The organism is Corynebacterium felinum (genome assembly GCF_030408755.1).
In the GTDB taxonomy this organism is placed as follows: domain Bacteria; phylum Actinomycetota; class Actinomycetes; order Mycobacteriales; family Mycobacteriaceae; genus Corynebacterium; species Corynebacterium felinum.
Window position 1 is genome coordinate 3,065,536 of record NZ_CP047209.1, and the last position, 21,252, is coordinate 3,086,787.

The 21,252-nt window shown below is 53.5% G+C and carries 16 protein-coding genes and 3 rRNA genes; 7 read left to right on the plus strand and 12 right to left on the minus strand.

What is annotated here, in order from left to right; all coding sequences use genetic code 11:
* The first annotated feature begins 81 nt into the window (after nt 1–81).
* Entirely contained in the window at nt 82–741 is a 660-nt protein-coding gene (gene msrA / locus CFELI_RS12835) for a peptide-methionine (S)-S-oxide reductase MsrA (RefSeq protein ID WP_277104236.1), read from the plus strand.
* A gap of 55 nt (nt 742–796) precedes the next feature.
* Here msrA and CFELI_RS12840 read toward each other — a convergent pair whose 3' ends face one another.
* A complete protein-coding gene (locus CFELI_RS12840; protein ID WP_277104221.1) occupies nt 797–2,338 on the minus strand; it encodes a TM0106 family RecB-like putative nuclease in 1,542 nt (513 codons plus the stop codon).
* Nucleotides 2,339–2,432: 94 nt separating this feature from the next.
* On the opposite strand from CFELI_RS12840, the gene CFELI_RS12845 reads away from it, so the two are divergent.
* On the plus strand, nt 2,433–3,062 hold the full coding sequence (locus CFELI_RS12845; protein WP_277104222.1) for a DUF6474 family protein: 630 nt from the start codon (nt 2,433–2,435) through the stop codon (nt 3,060–3,062).
* Nucleotides 3,063–3,655: 593 nt separating this feature from the next.
* A complete protein-coding gene (locus CFELI_RS12850; RefSeq protein ID WP_277104223.1) occupies nt 3,656–3,976 on the plus strand; it encodes a histone-like nucleoid-structuring protein Lsr2 in 321 nt (106 codons plus the stop codon).
* Nucleotides 3,977–4,201: 225 nt separating this feature from the next.
* Here the strand turns inward: CFELI_RS12850 and CFELI_RS12855 are convergent, their stop codons facing one another.
* Together CFELI_RS12855 and CFELI_RS12860 are read right to left on the minus strand one after the other, a co-directional pair.
* Complete coding sequence (locus tag CFELI_RS12855; RefSeq protein WP_277104224.1) at nt 4,202–4,840, minus strand: LuxR C-terminal-related transcriptional regulator; 639 nt, start codon at nt 4,838–4,840, stop codon at nt 4,202–4,204.
* 256 nt (nt 4,841–5,096) lie between these two features.
* Entirely contained in the window at nt 5,097–6,329 is a 1,233-nt protein-coding gene (locus CFELI_RS12860; RefSeq protein ID WP_277104237.1) for a sensor histidine kinase, read from the minus strand.
* 85 nt (nt 6,330–6,414) lie between these two features.
* Here CFELI_RS12860 and CFELI_RS12865 point away from each other — a divergent pair, with 85 nt between their 5' ends.
* Entirely contained in the window at nt 6,415–7,014 is a 600-nt protein-coding gene (locus CFELI_RS12865; RefSeq protein WP_277104225.1) for a DUF2020 domain-containing protein, read from the plus strand.
* A 62-nt stretch (nt 7,015–7,076) separates the two neighbouring features.
* On the opposite strand, the gene CFELI_RS12870 is transcribed toward CFELI_RS12865, so the two are convergent.
* Both CFELI_RS12870 and CFELI_RS12875 read right to left on the minus strand, forming a co-directional pair.
* Nucleotides 7,077–7,229, minus strand: coding sequence for a hypothetical protein (locus CFELI_RS12870; RefSeq protein ID WP_277104226.1), 153 nt, complete (start codon nt 7,227–7,229; stop codon nt 7,077–7,079).
* Complete coding sequence (locus tag CFELI_RS12875; protein WP_290259056.1) at nt 7,229–8,092, minus strand: class E sortase; 864 nt, start codon at nt 8,090–8,092, stop codon at nt 7,229–7,231. Before CFELI_RS12875 ends, CFELI_RS12870 begins: the two co-directional genes overlap by 1 nt.
* A gap of 159 nt (nt 8,093–8,251) precedes the next feature.
* Here CFELI_RS12875 and yidC point away from each other — a divergent pair, with 159 nt between their 5' ends.
* Nucleotides 8,252–9,484, plus strand: a complete 1,233-nt coding sequence (gene yidC, locus CFELI_RS12880) for a membrane protein insertase YidC (protein WP_277104228.1) — start codon at nt 8,252–8,254, stop codon at nt 9,482–9,484.
* A gap of 48 nt (nt 9,485–9,532) precedes the next feature.
* On the opposite strand, the gene CFELI_RS12885 is transcribed toward yidC, so the two are convergent.
* The 4 genes from CFELI_RS12885 to CFELI_RS12900 form a co-directional block, all read right to left on the minus strand.
* The gene (locus CFELI_RS12885) at nt 9,533–10,165 is read right to left on the minus strand and encodes a TetR/AcrR family transcriptional regulator (RefSeq protein WP_277104229.1); all 633 of its coding nucleotides are present in this window, start codon (nt 10,163–10,165) and stop codon (nt 9,533–9,535) included.
* Between the two features lie 176 nt (nt 10,166–10,341).
* Nucleotides 10,342–10,599, minus strand: coding sequence for a GlsB/YeaQ/YmgE family stress response membrane protein (locus tag CFELI_RS12890; RefSeq protein ID WP_277104230.1), 258 nt, complete (start codon nt 10,597–10,599; stop codon nt 10,342–10,344).
* A gap of 513 nt (nt 10,600–11,112) precedes the next feature.
* Nucleotides 11,113–12,006 carry a universal stress protein gene (locus CFELI_RS12895; protein ID WP_277104231.1) on the minus strand — a complete coding sequence of 298 codons (894 nt, stop codon included), beginning with the start codon at nt 12,004–12,006 and terminating at the stop codon, nt 11,113–11,115.
* A gap of 338 nt (nt 12,007–12,344) precedes the next feature.
* On the minus strand, nt 12,345–12,500 hold the full coding sequence (locus tag CFELI_RS12900) for a hypothetical protein (protein ID WP_277104232.1): 156 nt from the start codon (nt 12,498–12,500) through the stop codon (nt 12,345–12,347).
* Nucleotides 12,501–12,634: 134 nt separating this feature from the next.
* Between CFELI_RS12900 and CFELI_RS12905 the strand changes: the two genes are divergently transcribed.
* Complete coding sequence (locus CFELI_RS12905; protein WP_277104233.1) at nt 12,635–13,657, plus strand: pseudouridine synthase; 1,023 nt, start codon at nt 12,635–12,637, stop codon at nt 13,655–13,657.
* Between the two features lie 632 nt (nt 13,658–14,289).
* Entirely contained in the window at nt 14,290–15,612 is a 1,323-nt protein-coding gene (ltrA, locus tag CFELI_RS12910) for a group II intron reverse transcriptase/maturase (RefSeq protein WP_290258975.1), read from the plus strand.
* 85 nt (nt 15,613–15,697) lie between these two features.
* On the opposite strand, the gene rrf is transcribed toward ltrA, so the two are convergent.
* The 3 genes from rrf to CFELI_RS12925 form a co-directional block, all read right to left on the minus strand.
* A 5S ribosomal RNA gene (gene rrf / locus CFELI_RS12915) occupies nt 15,698–15,814 on the minus strand.
* 103 nt (nt 15,815–15,917) lie between these two features.
* Nucleotides 15,918–19,004: ribosomal RNA gene (locus CFELI_RS12920) — 23S ribosomal RNA — on the minus strand.
* Nucleotides 19,005–19,390: 386 nt separating this feature from the next.
* A 16S ribosomal RNA gene (locus tag CFELI_RS12925) occupies nt 19,391–20,912 on the minus strand.
* The 16S, 23S and 5S rRNA genes sit together here, the layout of an rRNA operon.
* Nucleotides 20,913–21,252: the final 340 nt, after the last annotated feature.

Here is a 21,252-nt window from a genome sequence, read left to right on the forward strand (position 1 = left end):
CGCGTGTTGGTGAGCATAAAACCCCGGCACTGGTACGCTCGGCGCAAAGCCCACAGCAATGAAAGGATGAAGAAAAACACTATGGGATTCCTCTTCGGCAAACCCCGCGAACTCGTCAGCGACGAACAAGCACTTCGCGGCGGAAAGCACGCAGTGCTCAAAAACCCCGCCCCACACGCGGTACTCAATACCCCCATCACCGGGCGCTGGCGAGATGATCAAGAAATCATTTATGTTGCCTTGGGCTGCTTCTGGGGTGCAGAAAAAATATTCTGGGAAACCCCCGGAGTGGAATCCACCGCAGTCGGCTACGCCGGAGGCATCACCCAAAACCCCACCTACCGCGAAGTATGCACCGGGCGCACCAATCACACCGAGGTAGTCCAAGTCGTATTCAATCCTTCGATCATCAGCCTCGATGCGGTCATCGCCCGCGCACTAGAAGCGCACGACCCCACCCAAGGCTTCCGCCAAGGCAACGATGTGGGAACCCAATACCGCTCCGCAATCTACACCCGCACCGATCAGCAGGCACTACGCGCACGCGAGATCATTGCCGACTACGCGCCCAAACTCGCCGCCGCAGGCTTTGGCGCCATCACCACCGAGGTGGAGACTTTGAGCAACACCCCGGCGGGCGAGTTCTACCTCGCCGAAGACGAACACCAGCAGTACCTCCACAAGAATCCTCAGGGCTACTGCCCGCACCACTCCACCGGCGTGGCATGCGGCATCAACTAACAACCGCAGCGTTGCGACGTCGCCACGTGTGGTCGTCGCAACGCTTTTTGCTGCCCTAATCCATGCACAACTCGGCGCAGGTCGACACACCCGGCGCGCCGTCGGCAAGAAAATGCCGCACCCGCGCAGTCGCACGGCAATCATCACTGTTGTACGTCAGCAACGCTTCACGAGCAGCATCAGCCCCCTGCGCGGATGTGAGCGCACGGGTCGCCTCTAAATAGAGATTCACCGAAGCCTCCCCATCCAAATCATCAACCTGCCAACAAAAACCCGCCACCGGCGCCACCGTTTTCAAACCCAACCCATGCGTGCCCAGCAACTGGCGGCGCACAAGCGCAAACACATCAATCCACAGCGGCGAAGAAATAAACTCACTAACCTCCTCCTCACTGGGAACACCAGGAATCGACGCACGAAACTGGGCAAAACGCTTCGCAGAAAACCGCAACCAGTGATTCTCCCCGTTCGCCGAATAGCAAAACACACCCACCGACTGCCCAGCCGCACGCGCCTTGCTGATACGTTCGCGTAACCACTGCCAAAACTCGGCGAAATTTCTCGCCTCAGCCTCCGAACCCAGCTCATCCCACGTCACAAAAGGATGATAGGAACTGCCATCAAAAACACCCCACAAGTAGGCTCCGCGATCTAAATACGCCTCGACATCAATATCAATCTCCACATCAAAACGCGGGGCAGACACCGCATCCTGCTTCTTCAACAACTTGCGATTGCCCACATAAGCACGCGCAAGCGCAACATCCTCCACCGGGGAGGAGCACTGCGCGAGCGCCGCAACAGTAGCAATACCTTGCTTTTTCAACTCCCACGACTTCTCGCCAGAAAACAGCAACGAAATATCATCCACCGCAAGCAACTGCTGCTCACACTGCGGCCAGTACCGACAATGACCGCACTCCTTCACCCGATGCGGAGCAAAAGGAACCGGCTGAGCGAGCGCTTGATCTAAACCCTGCTGAAACAAATCAGTATCTACAACAAAGCCGCGCTCAAAATCCTGGCCAATAATAATCGCACGCTGACAGCCCACACCCAGCGCATCAAGAGCCCGAGCCGCAGCAGCCAACGAAAACGTATCCGCTGCATGATGCTTGAGTCGATACTTCGCTCGGTGCGCACGCCCCAACCCCAGCCGGCGGGTAGCCACCACATTCATCGTCTTATGCTCATCTGCACGCGCAATCCGGTGATTAGTAATCAACACCGGCATATAGCCAACAGAATCGTGGCGCACCAACGCATCAATCTCCACCACAATTTCTTGATCATCGACCACCACGGACACCACCGCGTTCGTAATCACATGCGCGCCAGTCACAATCGCCTCCAGCGTGGCAAACCAGCGCTCCTCCACCGACGCAGGCTCAAGATCGATGCGCCTAAAGTGGCGATTATCCCCCTTTTCTGGGCGAGTAGGCAGCAAAGCCATAATCTGTGCCCTGCTGTGCTCCAGCCGAAGACGGCGTGCCACAGACGCATCGGTCGGCGGGATATCAGGCAAGACGTGCGTGAGCACGCGCCGATAGCGGCAGCCAACCAAATCTTGCGGGTGTAAGGTGCGTCGAATCTCCACAACTAACAAAGCCTAAGCGACTCGGCAAGGTAGTGTGGAATCAGACCTGTCACAAGGTGGAACGATCCAAGAAAAGAAAGCTCGAAAACAACTCATGGGATTTTTCAAAGCCATCCGTCGCGCCCGCGCCGAAAAGAAAGCCATCATCAAGGCTGCTAAGGTGCGAGCACGAGAAGAAGTGAAACGGGGCGCACAGCTGAAATTGCAGCAGGAAAAACTTCTCGCCAACCACGAACGCAAACTACTCAAGCACGAACACAAAACCCTCCAGGCTCGCCGCAAGCACGAAGAAAAGATGGCAAAAGCTGCCGTTGACCAGCTACGCGAAGGCCGTTTTAATGCCAAGAAAGTACTGCGCTATTCCGCCGCAATTCGTGCATTAGCTCCCTTAGCTTTGCCTTTGATTTATCGCGCAGTGGTGGCGTTTCGCGAAAGCGCGAACCAATCCCGCGCCCAGAAACTGGGTGTGAGCGTGGATGAATTGTCGGCATTCTCCGGCCACGGCGCTGAACTGAAGGCACGGATTGCGCAGCTTCGTAAAAGCGTGGACCAATTCGGTTTACCCGCCGGGTATCGCAAAGATGTGCATAATCGCCTCGACGAGCTGCGTGCCGCAGTAGATAATGCCGAGTTTATGACCACTGATCAACGCAAACGTGCGCACCGCGCTATTGATTCAGATCTTGAAGAACTGAACAAAGAAGTACTTTCCCGTAGCCTTTAAAAGCACACGGGATTGATCCCCCCCTCCTTCAATGCACTGTTTTCTTTGTCCACATTCACCTCCAATGAATGATCCATCAAAGAAATGACAGATAATGAAGGGGGGTTTCATTTTTTCGCATATCCCCTCCCCCCACTACCGTCGGTTTTGACCTCATTTGGTTCAACCTTGGGATTTCTTAGCAATTTCCGCCGCACTTTTAACAGGTTGCTCCAAGAATCACCAACTATCATCAACAAAGTACCCCCTTTTAGTACACCCATGTTTTGCCTTGATGCCCTATTAAGCGGTATCTCTTAATCGAGATAAAAAAATAGTGCTTTAATTCAATAATTTCTAATGCGTATTGGAATCATTTGCACCGGCACCAATACAGCCTAGGTTCACGCCGAAGGTATAGTCATAAGAGCTGGTTGAATTATTGCAAGATACAACTTTCTCGGCCTTTGTGTTGTCTTTAGCCCTCCACGGAATTTGCTATCACGTATACTGTGGAAGCGCCCCAATTGGGGAGGGCTTCAAAGAGAAACAAAAAAGATCAGCTCGTGCAGCGCATAAATTGTGGAACAAAATACTATAGAAGGAGAATTCACATGGCTCGCCGTAAAATTACCCAAGTCTTCGACGATCTTGACAACAAGCCGTTAGACGAAAACGATGTGCACGTCATTCGTTTCAGCATTGATGGCTCCAGTTATGTCATGGATGTTTCCTCTGCAAATTGTGAGAAATTCCGTGAGTCCATCTCCGAATTCCTCGCTCATGCTCGCAAGGACACCAACCAGCGTCGTGAGCCACAAAACTACAGCCCGAAGGCTGTGCGCGAGTGGGCTGCCGCTCGTGGCATTGTGGTAGCAGAGCGAGGCAAGCTATCTCAGCAGATCATCGACGATTACCTGGCTGCTAATCCATAAACCAGCAGTAGCCGGTTTATCAATCCCCCCTTACTTGCGACAGTCACAGCCACCGTGCTGTGGAGGTGACTTTCCTCCCCGTCACTGAGGTGTAAATAATCGCGAGGGGTGAATGTATATCAAGGCGTTTTCCTTCCTCAGATGAGGTAGGAAAACGCCTTGATATTTTTTGACCTGAAATTCAGATCTCAATGTCTGCCTACTACGGAATAACTTTCCGTAGTTTTAGAGCACGCCTTGCTCGCGGGCTGCAGCGACTGCTGAGGTGCGGGAACGAACCCCAAGCTTGTCATAAATATGTACCAAGTGGCTTTTCACGGTCGCCTCCGACAGCAGTAGGATCTGGCCGATGTCGCGGTTAGAGGAACCGGAAGCAACCAGCTTCAGCACCTCCAATTCGCGTGGAGTCAGGCTGGTGCGCGGGGTGCGCACCCGCGTCATGAGGCGATTAGCTACCGTCGGCGACAAGGTGGAATCCCCTTCGGCGGCCGAACGGACAGCTGCAATCAGCTCCTCCGGTGGGGCGTCTTTGAGCAGGTAGCCTAGTGCACCGGCTTCAATAGCGCCCAAAATATCGGCGTCGGTGTCGTAGTTGGTCACCACCAGCACGTGTGGTGGTTTCTTCATTGTTCGTTTAATTTCGGCTGTGGCATCAGCACCGGTGGCCAGACGCGTGCCCTCAACACCCGCACCGAAACGCAGGTCCATGAGGATCACGTCAATGCCGCCGGCTTGAGCCGAGGCAATAGCCGCCTCAGCTGTAGCGACCTCACCGATCACTTCAATATCGTCGGCGCTTTCGAGCACTGCTCGCAGCCCCAGACGGACAATCTCGTGATCGTCGGCTAGCAAAACGCGAATCATACCTTCTTTTCCGACCTTTCATCGCACAGGAGTGGGTGATTATATGGGCACAAGCGTGTGCCACACTAAGACGTGCACATGGTATCCATGAGGCACCCCCATTGAGCACGGCGCTCAGCATATTTTTCTCGGCAAAGCGAGAATTCATGGGAAGCGTAAAACTTACTCCACCCAAACTTAGCTTAACCTTCGTATGAGATTCTAGCCCATTCCTTCGACGGCTTGAAGATAGAACTTTCCATTCATCATAGATGTGTTAGTTTTCTTCCGGAATGGGGATAGCGACACTGACTGCAGTTCCTTGGCCCGGCGCGGATTCCAGTTCCACAGTTCCGCCCAGTTCAGCTGCTCTTTGGCGCATCGCGTTCACGCCGATATGTCCGAGACCGGCTGGGCGATCCTCCACTGCGGCGGGGTCGAATCCGGCCCCGTTATCGACCACATCGAGTCGTACTTCGCCGGGACTGTAGGTGAGTGTGACTGCGCAGCGGGTTGCGGAGGCATGTTTGGCCACATTGCCCATTGCTCCTTGTCCGATGCGCAGTAGGGCGGCTTCGACTTTCATGGGTAGTTGCCGTTCATCGCCGTCGACGGTGATGGTGTAGTCCGGCCCGACGAAGCTTTCGGCCACGCGCAGCAATGCACCTTCGAGGGAGGTTTTGCTCAGCGCTGCTGGTTGGAGTGCGGCGATCATGGCGCGGGCTTCTTGGAGGTTGTCGGCTGCTGTTTGTCGCGCGATCCCGATGTGTTTAAGGGGTGCGATTTTTTCGTCCTCAGTCATGGAGGATTTGTTGATTGCTTGCTCGGAGACGCGCAGCAGCATCTGGATGGAGGACAAGCCTTGAGCAAGGGTGTCGTGAATTTCGTGTGCGATGCGTTGGCGTTCGGCGGCAATGCCGGCGGCGCGCTCAGTTTCGGCGAGTTGGCTGCGCGTTTCGATCAGCTCCGCGATCAGTGCTTCACGTTCCCTAGCCCCGCGCCAGAGTGCTTGGAAGGCAAGGTGGATGCCGATGACAACCAGCGCGGATACGCCAGGCCCCATCACGGCACCGTAGGTCAGGTGGCTGCGGTAGCTTAAGATGGCAACGGCGGTCGCCCCGAGTACGGCGATCATGCCGCGGTAGTCTGGCAGTACGCGCAGATAGAGGAAGAAGAGGGGGAAGACGAGGTAGACGCTGACTTGCACCACGGGTAGCATGAGCACCCACACGATGGTTAGGGCGGCAAGCCAGGTGAGTTTCAGCCAGAGTGAGTCGTCGGCACGTGTGACGGCCATGGCGTAGGCGAATGCGAACAGTGCGCTGAAAACGACGGCGATGATGGCGTCGTTACGCCCCAGCCGGGTGGCGTCGGCGAGTGCTGCCACGAGCAAGAAGACGGTGAGCACGGTCATGGCGCGGCGATAAGCTGCGGCACCGGGCTGTGAATCGTAGGTGTTGACGTCTCCGGCGGCGATGTTCGTGAGTGTGGCGGAGGCGGTGTTTTTCATGCGATTTTTTGCGCGGGTTAAGGCGTCGTGTGTGCCCTGCGTGTTGGGTTCGATACCTTCTACGTGAGACTCTAGGCTGGAATCCATGACTGTGACATTACCTCGTTTTCGCTCCCGTGCAGCCTATTGCTGCGCTGTTGGTGTTGCTGTTGTCGCTTCCTGCACCCTTGTTGCCTGCACACCGGAACCATCCGCTGCCCCTGATACGTCGACTGTTGCCGCGCCAACAACCGAGCAGTCCCCTGTACTTGATAGCGGGTTGCCTATCGACGCCCTGCCGGAGGTTGCTGAGGGTCGTCACGGTTTTAGCGACTGCCCGTATTTGGATTCAGAGTGGGTGGCTAAAACAAACGGCCAGCGCATGGTCGGTCAGGGAATTGATACTCGTTTCGATACCCCAGCCTGCGTTTTCTGGTCCTATCCTGAAGAACCACAGGTGACGGTGATTGTGCGGAACATGCAGAGCATTTCTTCGGCCACGGATGTGGTGGATTGGGCTGCCCCGATTGCCGATACTGAACCGGTGGAAGACAATGGGTGGTCTGGGGGACGCCGCGGACATGCTGACGGTTCAGTGTATGCGGTGCAAAAAGATAAGGTGGCGGTCATTGTGTGGAGCAATCAAGATCAGTCGCTTAAAGCAGAGCTGATTGCCCAAGAAGCGATCAAGAATCTGGGTTTATAAGTTAAAAATAACACCGCCCGCAGCATGGAGTCGTTCTGCTGCGGGCGGTGTTTTGTCTAGGGCTATACGGCGACGTCGTTATAAGGCAACATCGGGGAGATCCAGGGGAAGATTACTTCCATCAACAGCAAGAACACGGCAGCCAGAATGATCAGGGCGAGCAGTGCTTTCACCCAGACCGGCCCTGGCAGTGCGCGCCATAAAAGTCCGTACATTAGCTTTCCTCCAATGCTGCTGGGCGGTAGGTTCCGTCTTTGGGGTGGCTTTCGACAAGCATGGCGTGCACGATCATGCGCTCAGCATTCGAAAATTGGGGGTGGCAGGTGGTCAGTGTCATCATCGATTCGAGGTCGGGGCTTGCTTGGTGCCCCAAGATTCCTGGTTTCGCCCCGATGGTGGACACGTCGCTTGGCAGGGTGATGTAGCGCCCTTGGACGTCGGAGTAGTCGCCCGCTGCGACCCGTTCTGCCTGCTGCGGGCTTAAGCATTCGTGCGCAGCTTGTCGACGCGCATCACCGTCGACCCCAATCGGCAAGATCCGGTAGGTGTTCCAGGTGTCAACGGTTTCCACCACAATCGCATCGCAGGATTTCAACGACCCCAGATCGTTAAAAGGCGCACCCTTGCCCACTCGGTGACCTGCCACCGCAAAGTTTCCTGGCTGGCCTGGCATTTGGGTGTCCGCATAGTGGCCAGGGCCGGCGATGAGGTCGGCGTCAGCTGTGCCCTCCACGATGGCGAAATTAAAATCGCTGCCGAAGGTGGGAATGTACATGCGGGCAAAAGCGGTACCAAGTTCCGGCTGGAGTTTTTGGCGCGGGTTTGCCCGCATGGATTCTTCTTTCCATTCGTCATCCAGCTTCTGGCTTGCTTCAGCTTGTAATTTCGCTGATGCAATATTGGTCCAGTAGGACTCGTAGAAAGCAAATAGGAGAGCAAGGACACCTACAGTGAGTAAGATTTCACCCAGCACTGTCGAAAAGCTTAACCCTCGCTGTGAGCGAGGTTTCTCGGGCTTTGCTTCCCCCCGCCTCCCCTTCTGGGCGGCTGGCTGCGCCGGGGCCGAGTGTCTACCCATGGTTCTCCTTTACTTTTCTCACAGTGCACGCATGGGAAGGTTTTCCGCTGCGGTGTTTCTCACGGCTTCGTTCCAACGCGTACCATCAATACCGATAGTGTAGTTACTGCCAACGATAACCACCACATTTAGACTTTTAGAAGGATACTTTCATCTAACATGCTTGAGATTTTCATTTATCCCGTCTCCGGAGTAATGAAACTCTGGCACCTGTTTTTCCACTCCCTGCTTGGACTCAACGATTCCGCCGCATGGATTTATTCCATCGTGGGACTCATCGTGGTTGTGCGCGGAATTATTGCCCCCCTCCAGTGGATGATCCTCAAATCAGGTCGCATCTCCACCATGATGCGCCCGCACGTCGAAGCCATCAACGCGGAATACGCCACCGAAGTCGATCCCGAAAAACTCAAAGAGATGGCTGCGCGACAAAAACAGGTGCGCAAAGACTACGGGTACAAGGTATCCGCCGGCTGCATCCCGCCACTTATTCAAATCCCCGTATTTTTGGGTTTGTACCAAGTACTGCTGCGCATGGCCCGGCCCGCCGAAGGTCTCGATTCAACCACACACGCCCCCATTGGGCTGCTCACAAGCGCGGATGTCTCAAGCTTCCTCGAAGCCAAAATTGGCAACGTCGGCCTGCCCGCCTATATCGCCATGACCCCAGAGCAATTAGAACACGTAGGAACCACCGCCTACGCGGTGAATAACTTTAACTTCCCCCTGATCGTGCTCGCCGGTTTGGTCACCTCAATCAATATTACGATTTCGACGGTACGCAACCGTTTTTCCATGGACCATGATTCCAAGTTGGCTGCTTCCATGCTGAGCTGGATGGTGGTATTCATCATGCTCACCCCGATCATGTTGATCTTTGTCGGTGTGACTGGCCCCATCCCCGCAGCTATTGCTATGTATTGGGTGCTCAATAACTTTTGGACACTCATCCAAAACGTCGTCATCTACATCATTTTGCGCCGTGTGCTGCCCTACGAGCAGGAACTCATCGACTTCCAGCTAGAAAAGCGCGCACAGCGCATCGCGAATACCAAGCAGAAACGCACAATGCGCTGGCTCGGTCGTCTCGCAGTACTCGGATTCATCCTCGCCCCCTGGAAGTTTGAGACACACCAAAATAATTGGCACACCTCACGGCAATACTTCCGCGATGCGGCTACGGAGAAAAAAGAGAAAAAAGCCGCAGCCAAAGCGCTCAAGAAAGAACGCGAGGCCGCAGCCAAAGCACACAAAGAAAAACTCGCTGCAGAAAAGCGCGCGGCGGAACAAGAAGCCGAAACACCACCAACAACCGAAGCTGGTGAAACTGAACGCACTCAAGAATCCAGCGGATCGTCTTCTCACAGCTCCGAAGCTAAAGCACAGGATTAAAAACTTCTCGCCCTTGGTACTTCCATAAGTATCAAGGGCGAGAATAGTTTAAATAGCGTAATCGGCAGGAGGTGCTGCCAGTAGCTGTACCGCTAAATCGCGGGCTAGTTTGAGTGGCTCCACGCTGTGGGTGAGTCGCGCACCCGCAAGCCCGCCGTCGAGAAGCACAAGCAACTGATGCGCCTGATTGCGACCAGGGTAACCGTTCTTTTCTGTCAGCAGCTCCGTGAGCGTATTCAAACGCCACTCTCGATGCTGGCGGGCTGCGTGAATAATCCCATGCTCAGCTTCCGTTTCGGGGCGGGGATACTCGGTAGCCGCGTTTTGGAAATGCGAACCACGGAACTCCTTGCCGGGTTCTTCTTCGATCGACTGGTCAAAAAAGGCGAGGATTTTCTCCTGCGGATCGTGCATATGCGCTGTGCGCTGTGCGTATTCTTCACGCCACTTGTCGTCCATTGCCTCCAAATACGCAATCACCAACGCATCTTTTGAACCGAACAGTGAGTACAGTGATGCTTTTGCAACGTCAGCTTCGCGCAAGATCCGGTCGATACCGATCACACGGATACCCTCAGTGGTGAAAAGATGTGTAGCACTGTCGAGCAGTCGTTGCCGTGGGGTGGGGCGGTTGCGTCGTCGCCCCGCCGCCTTCGCGCCCGTTGACTTTGCAGTAGGCATTGCCTGAAAAAGCTCCTTTAGATGTCAGTCGCTGAGTGCTTTCTTAAGTTCGCACTCTCCAACTGAACAGATTAGTCTATTTTTTGCGAAATGCCCAGCCCAGTATCCCATGAGACGGAACGCGGGGAGCCGCGTGATTAGCGCAACTCCCCGGACTAAGAATGGTTCGCTGTGAACTATTTGCGTAGCTTCAGCACAATGGTGAGCAAGATGACCGCACCCAGAAGGCAGGTGAGGAAGCTGAAGATCAGCCCACCGCCAGCAACGTCAACATTAAACAGACTTAAGATCCAGCCGCCCAAGAAGCCACCGAGAATACCAACAACAATATTTAAGATAATGCCTTGGCTCGCGTCAGTGCCTTTAATTTTGGAGGCAACCCAACCTGCAAGTCCACCGATAACGATCCAGCCAATGAGCCCTAGAGTAGGCATGATGTACTACTTCTCCTTTGTGTACAAATGTTCGTTTCCTTCTCTCCATGCCCGTGATGTGGATAGTCCGCATCTCGATTGCAGTGCCCACGAATTGTGGAGAGTAGATGCACTGAGCGTGGTTAGCCCCGCGCATGGATTAACCCCACTCTAAAGGTGCTTCTTTCGTGATTGCGACAACAAATTGATAACAATTAATGAAAAGGTGTTCTTTTTCACAGAAACCCCACCATAGAACATTTAAATTCATTCAGTAATTTTTGTCGTTTTTACACCTCCCCACACAAACACACACTCATGTCAACCTCGGGTGTCGGCACAGTGGACGTCAAAATCTTCGAATACGCCCCCAAAGGAACACGTGTTCACCGCCTTGCACACCCCCACTTTCCACGAAATCCCCCTCCCCTGCGCCTTTCGTTGGTGGAATCACTGCTCACACACGCATTCCCCTCACTGAAATAAAAATTCACGTGAGGGGAATGGGCAAGTAATCAAGATTTTTTAAGGAAACTACTTTGTTGGGCGTACCACGACCATGGGGCATGGTGCGCTTTGCAGCAGCGCACGGGAAGTGGAGCCAAGCAGCATACCGCGGAAACCACCGCGGCCGTGGGAGCCTACGACCAAAAGCTGCGCGCCCTTGGATGCCTCCACCAAGGCGCGAATGGGGCGGTCGCGGGTGATCACCATTTCCACTTCCACGTCTGGGTACTTCTCCAGCTTAGGAGCAAGGAGTTCTTCCACCAGCTTGGTCTGCTCATCTTCCACCACGTTCCACTCTTGCTGGGCTGCAGCAAGACCCGCAAGCGAAGCCTGTACCTGCATGTCCATCCAAGTGTGGACTGCAATCAGCTTTGCGCCACGTGCCTGAGCTTCAGCGAAGGCGAAATCGGTGGCCTTTTGGGAAATCTCCGAACCGTCCACGCCCACAACGACTGGACCGTACTTCGATTCCTCGGTAACAATATTGTCTTCGCGAACGACCACGACTGGGCACTTCGCGTGGGAGACTACAGCTGCGGAAACCGAACCCATTACCATGCCGGATAGTCCGCCAAGGCCTCGGGAACCCATAACAATCATAGAAACCGACTCGCTCATTTCAAGCAGCATATCGATCGGGGTGCCCTCAGCAACGGTGTATCCGATCTTAATGTCGGGGGCCACTTCGAGAGCAACTGCTTTCGCTGCTTCGATGATGTCCATGGTTTCTTTTTGTAATTCCTCGAATAGCTCTTGAGGAGGCACCATTCCTTCAGCGTAGAGGAACTGGGGCATGGTGTAACTGGAGGCTAGTCGTAGCGGTACGCCGCGTTTCGCGGCGGTATTTGCCGCCCAACGCACTGCGTTGGTGGCGGCGGTGGAGCCATCAACAGCAACAACGACGATGTTTTCGGTGGTCATGTGCTTACCTTTCTCATAGTGAACAGCTGGAAGGAATTCCCCGGAATTCCGCGCGCATGCACGCATCTTAGTCTGCCCTATCACGCATTGTTTTGGTAGGTTTCACTGTCAATCTCCCCCCTTTCGCGCAAGGGGAACACAGCAGTGATGATTGTGACCCTACTCAACACTTGTCTTATGCGTTTAACGTGCGCGAACAAAGAACCGGTTGTCCCGTATTCAATTGTCATTCACTACCCAGTGTACCCGCTTCATTTCTGCCTGCATGACTAACATCGGGTATAAGAAAACCGGTTATCTCGAGGTTAAAAAGAGATAACCGGTGATAGGCAGGGCTTTTAACGAGGTGGGTTTGCTGCCAGATCAGTGGTAGCAGCAGGTGCGTTCGCTGGGTAGAGCGCTTGGTAGATTGCTTTGGCAATGGAGGCGATAACGGCCCCGATGCCTTCGGAGAAAAATTTGAGGATCGGTTCGATCATCGCATTAATATCCATGGGTTCATAGCTCCTTCGAAACAGCTGTATGCGTACGCGTGCGTATCTGAAATACTTCTTAAAAACTTTATCTGGTTTCTGGGGATATTTGTTACGATTTTTGGCATCAAGGTGGGTGTGTACGATTATTATTTATGCAGGAAAATCCCGCGCGCACTAAGCGCCCCCGTCGCCGTCCACCCCTTCCCGTGAGGGAGGGTTTAAATCCAACGAGGGCTAGGGTTCCTGAGGAATATGCTGGGGTATCTGCCTTTGATTTTGTGTGGATGCTCAAAACTACTCAGCGTCATCAGCATCCAGACGATACCCAGGAGGAATTGCTGGAGGCGTTTCGTCGTGGCGAGGTGCGCCGCAATTTCTTCCCTGAAGATCAACCGCTTTCGCCGCAGGAGGTGCTGCAGGCGGGTACTGATGTGTGGTTTTACCGAATGCCTGCGGTTGAGGTGGAGGTGCCGTATCGCTGTGAGCTGATTTTTGAAGATGAGCATCTTTACGTCGTCGATAAGCCCCCGTATCTTGCAACGATGCCGCGCGGAAAGCATATTACGCAGACTGCGACAGTGCAGTTGCGTCGTTTGACAGGAAATAATGACCTTGCCCCGGCGCATCGTCTTGATCGTCTCACCAGCGGCGTGCTGGTGTTTACCAAGCATGCTGCGGCGCGCGGACCCTATCAGGAGTTGTTTGCGCAGCGTTTAGCGCAGAAAACTTATGTTGCTGTTGCTGCGCGTTCTAATGTTGCTGCTGGCACGGTGTGGGAGCACCGGATGGAGAAGGTTGCCGGTCAGGTACAGGGTGAGATTGTGCCCGGTGAGGTAAATGCGATTACGCGGGTTGAGTCTGTGACTGAGTGTGATGCGTCGATGATGGCTCAGTTGCGTCGCATGCATGGTGATATCCCGGATCAGGCGGTGTATGAGCTGAAGCCGTTGACGGGGCGTACTCACCAGTTGCGGATTCATATGTGGGCGGCGGGTGTTCCGATTTTGGGCGATCCTGCGTATCCTGTTGTGTTGCCGGAGAATTATGAGGATTTTTCTACGCCGATGCATTTGATTTCCCGCGAGTTGCGTTTTACTGATCCGTTGTCGGGTCAGCAGCGGGTGTTTTGTTCATCGCGAGATTTGAGCTTGTCGACGTCGTGGGCTGTGTCGTAGTTTTGTTGCTGTTGCGAAGGCCTTAGCGCCTTCGCTGAGTATTTTTTCACTGTTTATATGTCAAAAGCCCACCCTTTGTGGGGGTGGGCTTTTGTTGGTTCGCCCGACATGGGCATGTTCTTAAGGGTGTGAGTCCCTGATAGTGAAGGTGGTTTAACTATGTAGCTGATGGCAACTGCAGCATCGTGAGGTGTTGTGGGGAGGAAGCTTCAAGCGAAATCCTGCACCGAGGTATACGAATCACATATAAGGCGCGCTGATCTGGGTAAGGCTGCCGAAGAAGTCGAAGCCTGTTCCATCGAAGTGGTTAGTGTGTAGATGTGGCGGTTGTAGGAGGAAAGAGCATGTTCTTAATCGGGGAGGCCTGTCACAGACTGTGCCAAGTAGGTGTGGTAAGCCCTGTTGTGGGTTGGTGTGGTAGGAGTCAGCCGAGGTCATAGTACTCGTGGGAGACACCGCGGTCCGCGGTAGCCCTTATGGTGGGTGAGCGAGGAAGGACTGAACTTTACATTGTTGAGTATGGAACCTGGATTGTAGTTATGCATAACGGTGAAAGCTGCCAACCACGTGTGTGTGGGCATTATGGGGAGGATAGGGTGAATCCCGACGATAGCCATGGTGTGCTTAGTTGTGTGTCTGCCGATGTAGGGGAAGTGTCAACTGGTGCGGGTGCTGATCTGTGGGATCAAGTCTTTTCAGGTGGCAATCTCCGCACTGCATTAGAGCGGGTTAAGACGAATAAGGGTGCTGCTGGTGTGGACGGGGTAGGTGTTGAGGATATTGACGTTTATCTGCGTGAACACTGGAGTGGCATTCGTGAGCGTCTTGACGCGGGAACGTATAAGCCGTTGCCGGTTCGTGAGGTGATGATCCTAAAGCCTTCGGGTGGTTGGCGTATGCTTGGTGTTCCGACTGTTGTTGATCGTGTGATTTGTCAGGCGATCGCGCAGGTACTTACGCCTATCTTTGATGTGGGGTTTGTGCCTGTGTCTTTTGGTTTCAGGCCTCAACGTAGCGCACATATGGCGTTAAAGACCGCACGTGGGTTTCTTAACGAGGGGTATGTGTGGGTTGTTGAGGTTGATTTGTCGAAGTATTTCGACACGGTTAATCACGACATGTTGATGTCGAGGGTGGCTCGTAAGGTTGACGATAAGCGCGTGTTGAAGCTTATTCGGGCGTATTTAAACGCTGGGATTATGGCTGATGGTGTTGTTCGGTGTAGTGATGCAGGGACTCCGCAGGGGTCACCGTTATCGCCGTTGTTGAGCAATATCATGTTGGATGATTTTGATCATTATCTTGCATCTAAGGGCACGAAGTTTGTTCGTTATGCTGATGATATTCGGGTCTTTGTTCGTTCCAAGCGTGCTGCGCAGCGTGCGCTTGCCCAGTCTGGGAAGTTTCTGGAGGGGAAGTTAAAGCTGCGGGTTAATCAGGAGAAGTCCACTATTTGTCATGCGATTAAGGCGGAGCTTTTAGGCTATGGGTTCTATCTGGTTCGTGGTGATCAGTATCGGTTTCGACTTACTAAGGCCACGAAGGTGAGGGTTTTAGCCCGAGTGAAAGAGCTTACGGCAAGATCGTGGTCGGTGTCGATGGAGTATCGCATTGACCGGTTAAACAAATATTTGCGTGGATGGCTTGGTTATTTCGCGTTGGCGGATGCGAAGGTGTTTCTTAACCGGCTGGATGAGCATCTTCGTCGTCGACTGCGGATGTGCGTATGGAAGCAGTGGAAACGTATCCGAACGCGGATACGGAACCTCTGCCGCTTGGGTGTGGATAAACAAAAGGCCTATGAGTGGGCTAATACCAGTAAGTCCTACTGGCGTATCGCTGGCTCGTGGGTGCTTACAACCACGCTTACTAATGCGTATTGGAATGACCAGAACCTCGTATCAGCCGTGGCGTATTGGAACTATAAGCACAGTCAATACTCTGTATTGGTGTAAGGAACCGCCGTATGCGATGAACCGCACGTACGGTGGTGTGAGAGGGCTGCCGGGAAACCCGGCACCCTACTCGATTGAAGTTTTTGGTCGGCGGTGTCTTACTCTCCCACAAACTCCCGTTTGCAGTACCATCAGCGCTGTCGGGCTTAGCTTCCGGGTTCGGAATGGGACCGGGCGTGTCCCCGACGCTATGACCACCGACACATTTTTTTGGGTTGTGTGTGTTGTGGGTGTTTGTGTTGTGTCAGTGACTGTGTAGTGGACGCGGTGTTGTGTTTTGTTTGTTGTGTTTTGTGTTTTGTTTTGGGGTTGTTTGTTGGTGTATTAGTACCAGTCGTCTTCTCACATTGCTGTGTTTGCAACTCTGGCCTATCAACCCGGTAGTCTTCCGGGCACCTCAAGTGAAACCTCATCTTAGAACAGGCTTCCCGCTTAGATGCTTTCAGCGGTTATCCCTTCCGTACGTAGCTAACCAGCTATGCCACTGGCGTGACAACTGGCACACTAGAGGTACGTCCGTCCCGGTCCTCTCGTACTAGGGACAGCTTTCTTCAAGTTTCAACGCGCGCGGCGGATAGAGACCGAACTGTCTCACGACGTTCTAAACCCAGCTCGCGTGCCGCTTTAATGGGCGAACAGCCCAACCCTTGGGACCTACTCCAGCCCCAGGATGCGACGAGCCGACATCGAGGTGCCAAACCATCCCGTCGATATGGACTCTTGGGGAAGATCAGCCTGTTATCCCCGGGGTACCTTTTATCCGTTGAGCGACACCACTTCCACTCGTAGGTGCCGGATCACTAGTCCCTACTTTCGTACCTGCTTGAGTTGTCACTCTCACAGTCAAGCTCCCTTGTGCACTTACACTCAACACCTGATTGCCAACCAGGCTGAGGGAACCTTTGGGCGCCTCCGTTACTTTTTAGGAGGCAACCGCCCCAGTTAAACTACCCACCAGGCACTGTCCCCAACCCAGATCATGGGCCAAGGTTAAGGTGCTCAATCCGATCAGAGTGGTATTTCAACAACGACTCCACCACACCTAGCGATGCGGTTTCCTAGTCTCCCACCTATCCTACACAAACCGAACCAAACACCAATACCAAGCTATAGTGAAGGTCCCGGGGTCTTTTCGTCCTGCCGCGCGTAACGAGCATCTTTACTCGTAGTGCAATTTCACCGGGCCTGTGGTTGAGACAGCAGGGAAGTCGTTACGCCATTCGTGCAGGTCGGAACTTACCCGACAAGGAATTTCGCTACCTTAGGATGGTTATAGTTACCACCGCCGTTTACTGGGGCTTAAATTCTCCGCTTCGCAACACAAGTGTTGCTAACAGGTCCTCTTAACCTTCCAGCACCGGGCAGGCGTCAGTCCGTATACATCAACTTCCACGTTTTCGCACGGACCTGTGTTTTTAATAAACAGTCGCTTCCCTCTATTCTCTGCGACCACCACCAGCTCAACCAGTTTGTCACCAGCAGTGGTCCCCCTTCTCCCGAAGTTACGGGGGCATTTTGCCGAGTTCCTTAACCACAGTTCACCCGAACGCCTTAGTATTCTCTACCTGACCACCTGTGTCGGTTATGGGTACGGGCCATATATGCACTCGCTAGAGGCTTTTCTCGGCAGCATAGGATCACCAACATCCCCACACACATGTGGGTACGCATCACGCCTCACCCTTCTATGCAGAACGGATTTGCCTATTCTGCGGGCCACACGCTTACACCACAATCCACTAAGTGGCTTGGCTACCTTCCTGCGTCACCCCATCACTTGACTACTACCCACTCAGATCCCACGCACGCGCACACCAACACTACAAGTAGTAATCAGTGTGTTTGTGGGTGGTTAGTATCATGGATTCATCATTGGGCGCGCATATACGGGTACCAGAATATCAACTGGTTGTCCATCGACTACGCCTGTCGGCCTCGCCTTAGGTCCCGACTCACCCTGGGAAGATTAGCTTGACCCAGGAACCCTTAGTCATCCGGCGGACATGTTTCTCACATGTCATTCGTTACTCATGCCTGCATTCTCACTCGCACACATTCCACACCAGCGGTTACCCGGGTGCTTCAACACGTGCACGACGCTCCCCTACCCAACCAACCCCAAAAGGAGTTGATTGCCGCGGCTTCGGCGGTGTACTTGAGCCCCGCTACATTGTCGGCGCAGAACCACTCGACCAGTGAGCTATTACGCACTCTTTCAAGGATGGCTGCTTCTAAGCCAACCTCCTGGCTGTCTTCGCGATCCCACATCCTTTCCCACTTAGTACACTCTTAGGGGCCTTAACCGGCGATCTGGGCTGTTTCCCTCTCGACCAACGGAGCTTATCCCCCGCAGTCTCACTGCCGTGCTCTAACTTCACCGGCATTCGGAGTTTGGCTGACATTGCTAAGATTGTGGTCCCGCTCAACCAACCAGTAGCTCTACCTCCAGGAAGAAACACACGACGCTGCACCTAAATGCATTTCGGGGAGAACCAGCTATCACGGAGTTTGATTGGCCTTTCACCCCTACCCACAGCTCATCCCCTCAGTTTTCAACCTAAGTGGGTTCGCGCCTCCACAGCATCTTACTGCTGCTTCACACTGGCCATGGGTAGATCACCCCGCTTCGGGTCCAGGACATGCCACTAACTCACCCTCATTAGGATTCGCTTTCGCTACGGCTACCCAACACTGGTTAACCTCGCGACATGCCGCTGACTCGCAGGCTCATTCTTCAAAAGGCACGCCATCACCCAAACAAATCAGGCTCTGACGGATTGTAAGCACACGGTTTCAGGTACTATTTCACTCCCCTCCCGGGGTACTTTTCACCATTCCCTCACGGTACTTGATCCGCTATCGGTCACACTAAGTATTTAGGCTTACCGGGTGGTCCCGGCAAATTCACAGCAGATTCCACGAGCCCGCTGCTACTCGGGTATCCAACAACACAACACAACATGCTTTCACGTACAGGACTCTCACCTTCTACAGTGGGCGATTCCACACCACTTCCGCTAACACATCATAAATTATGCCCAGGTGTGACAGCACCTAGAAAGTCAAACCCCACGACCCCGCACACGCAACCCCTGCCAGGTATCACACGCATACGGTTTAGCCTCATCCACGTTCGCTCGCCACTACTAGCGGAATCACAATTGTTTTCTTCTCCTGCGGGTACTGAGATGTTTCACTTCCCCGCGTAAACCCCCACACCAGCTATGAATTCACTAGTGGGTAACTACACATAACTGCAGCCAGGTTTCCCCATTCGGACACCCTCGGATCAACGCTCTATTGGCAACTCCCCGAGGCTTAACGCAGCCTTACACGTCCTTCATCGGCTTAGCATGCCAAGGCATCCACCGTGTGCTCTTACTCAAACAACACACCAAAATGACAAAAAACACTAAGACAAACAAACACCACACACAAAAAAGAGAGTGTGTGAACATCTGTCATCAAAAAAAATTTAAGAATAAAGATAAAAATGCTCGCGTCCACTATACAGTTCTCACACAACACACCAACACCAACCACCACCACAACCCCCACAAGGAGCCACAGCAATTACTGATATCGGCCACCAGGAAAACACACATGTCATCCCAGACACCCAACAGCATGCCAACACACACATATAATTTTTTTGCTTGAAGTATCACAATTTTGTTACCCCGTGTGATATCTGATCACACACAAAGCGGGTTTGCTCCACCCGGATTTATAAAAAATATAGAGCTCACACAACTGTGTGAAACAAAAAGCTCCTTAGAAAGGAGGTGATCCAGCCGCACCTTCCGGTACGGCTACCTTGTTACGACTTCGTCCCAATCGCCGATCCCACCTTCGACAGCTCCTCCCAAAAGGTTAGGCCACTGGCTTCGGGTGTTACCAACTTTCATGACGTGACGGGCGGTGTGTACAAGGCCCGGGAACGTATTCACCGCAGCGTTGCTGATCTGCGATTACTAGCGACTCCGACTTCATGGGGTCGAGTTGCAGACCCAATCCGAACTGAGAGTAGGCTTTCAGCGATTCGCTCACCCTCACGGGCTGGCAACGCGTTGTACCGACCATTGTAGCATGTGTGAAGCCCTGGACATAAGGGGCATGATGATTTGACGTCATCCCCACCTTCCTCCGAGTTAACCCCGGCAGTCTCTCATGAGTCCCCACCATAACGTGCTGGCAACATAAGACAAGGGTTGCGCTCGTTGCGGGACTTAACCCAACATCTCACGACACGAGCTGACGACAACCATGCACCACCTGTATACAGACCACAAGGGAAACTACATCTCTGCAGCCGTCCTGTATATGTCAAGCCCAGGTAAGGTTCTTCGCGTTGCATCGAATTAATCCACATGCTCCGCCGCTTGTGCGGGCCCCCGTCAATTCCTTTGAGTTTTAGCCTTGCGGCCGTACTCCCCAGGCGGGGCGCTTAATGCGTTAGCTACGGCACAGAAGTCGTGGAAGACCCCTACACCTAGCGCCCACCGTTTACGGCATGGACTACCAGGGTATCTAATCCTGTTCGCTCCCCATGCTTTCGCTCCTCAGCGTCAGTTACTGCCCAGAGACCTGCCTTCGCCATCGGTGTTCCTCCTGATATCTGCGCATTCCACCGCTACACCAGGAATTCCAGTCTCCCCTACAGCACTCAAGTTATGCCCGTATCGCCTGCAGCTCCGGAGTTAAGCCCCGGTATTTCACAGACGACGCGACAAACCACCTACGAGCTCTTTACGCCCAGTAATTCCGGACAACGCTTGCACCCTACGTATTACCGCGGCTGCTGGCACGTAGTTAGCCGGTGCTTCTTATACAGGTACCGTCACAAAAGCTTCGTCCCTGTCGAAAGAGGTTTACAACCCGAAGGCCGTCATCCCCCACGCGGCGTCGCTGCATCAGGCTTGCGCCCATTGTGCAATATTCCCCACTGCTGCCTCCCGTAGGAGTCTGGGCCGTATCTCAGTCCCAATGTGGCCGTCCACCCTCTCAGGCCGGCTACCCGTCGACGCCTTGGTAGGCCATTACCCCACCAACAAGCTGATAGGCCGCGGGCTCATCTCGTACCGAAAAAACTTTCCACCACCAACACTAAATGATGGTCCTATCCGGTATTAGACCCAGTTTCCCAAGCTTATCCCGAAGTACGAGGCAGATCACCCACGTGTTACTCACCCGTTCGCCACTCGAGCACCCCAACAAAAGCTGAGGCCTTTCCGTTCGACTTGCATGTGTTAAGCACGCCGCCAGCGTTCGTCCTGAGCCAGGATCAAACTCTCCACAAAAAACAAGAACAAAAACTATTCCTGCCCAAGGCTCGTGAAAAGCCCAACCAAACCGGCAAAAAAACAAACAACCAGCCCACACAACACCCAACCCAAAAGCCAGGCACCATGCGAAAATGATTGAAAAAAACAAAAAAAGACAACAACCTCCCCCAACCCGACGGGGCAAAAAACGGGGAAGGCAAAAGAATCGAATCATCAATCCCGTCATCCAACAGCAAACAATTTAACAAGCAAGCCACACTTGCCGGCCAAACCCACCATCAAACAACAAAACCAACAACCCAAACAAAAAACAAAAGTACATTGGCACACTATTGAGTTCTCAAACAACACAAAC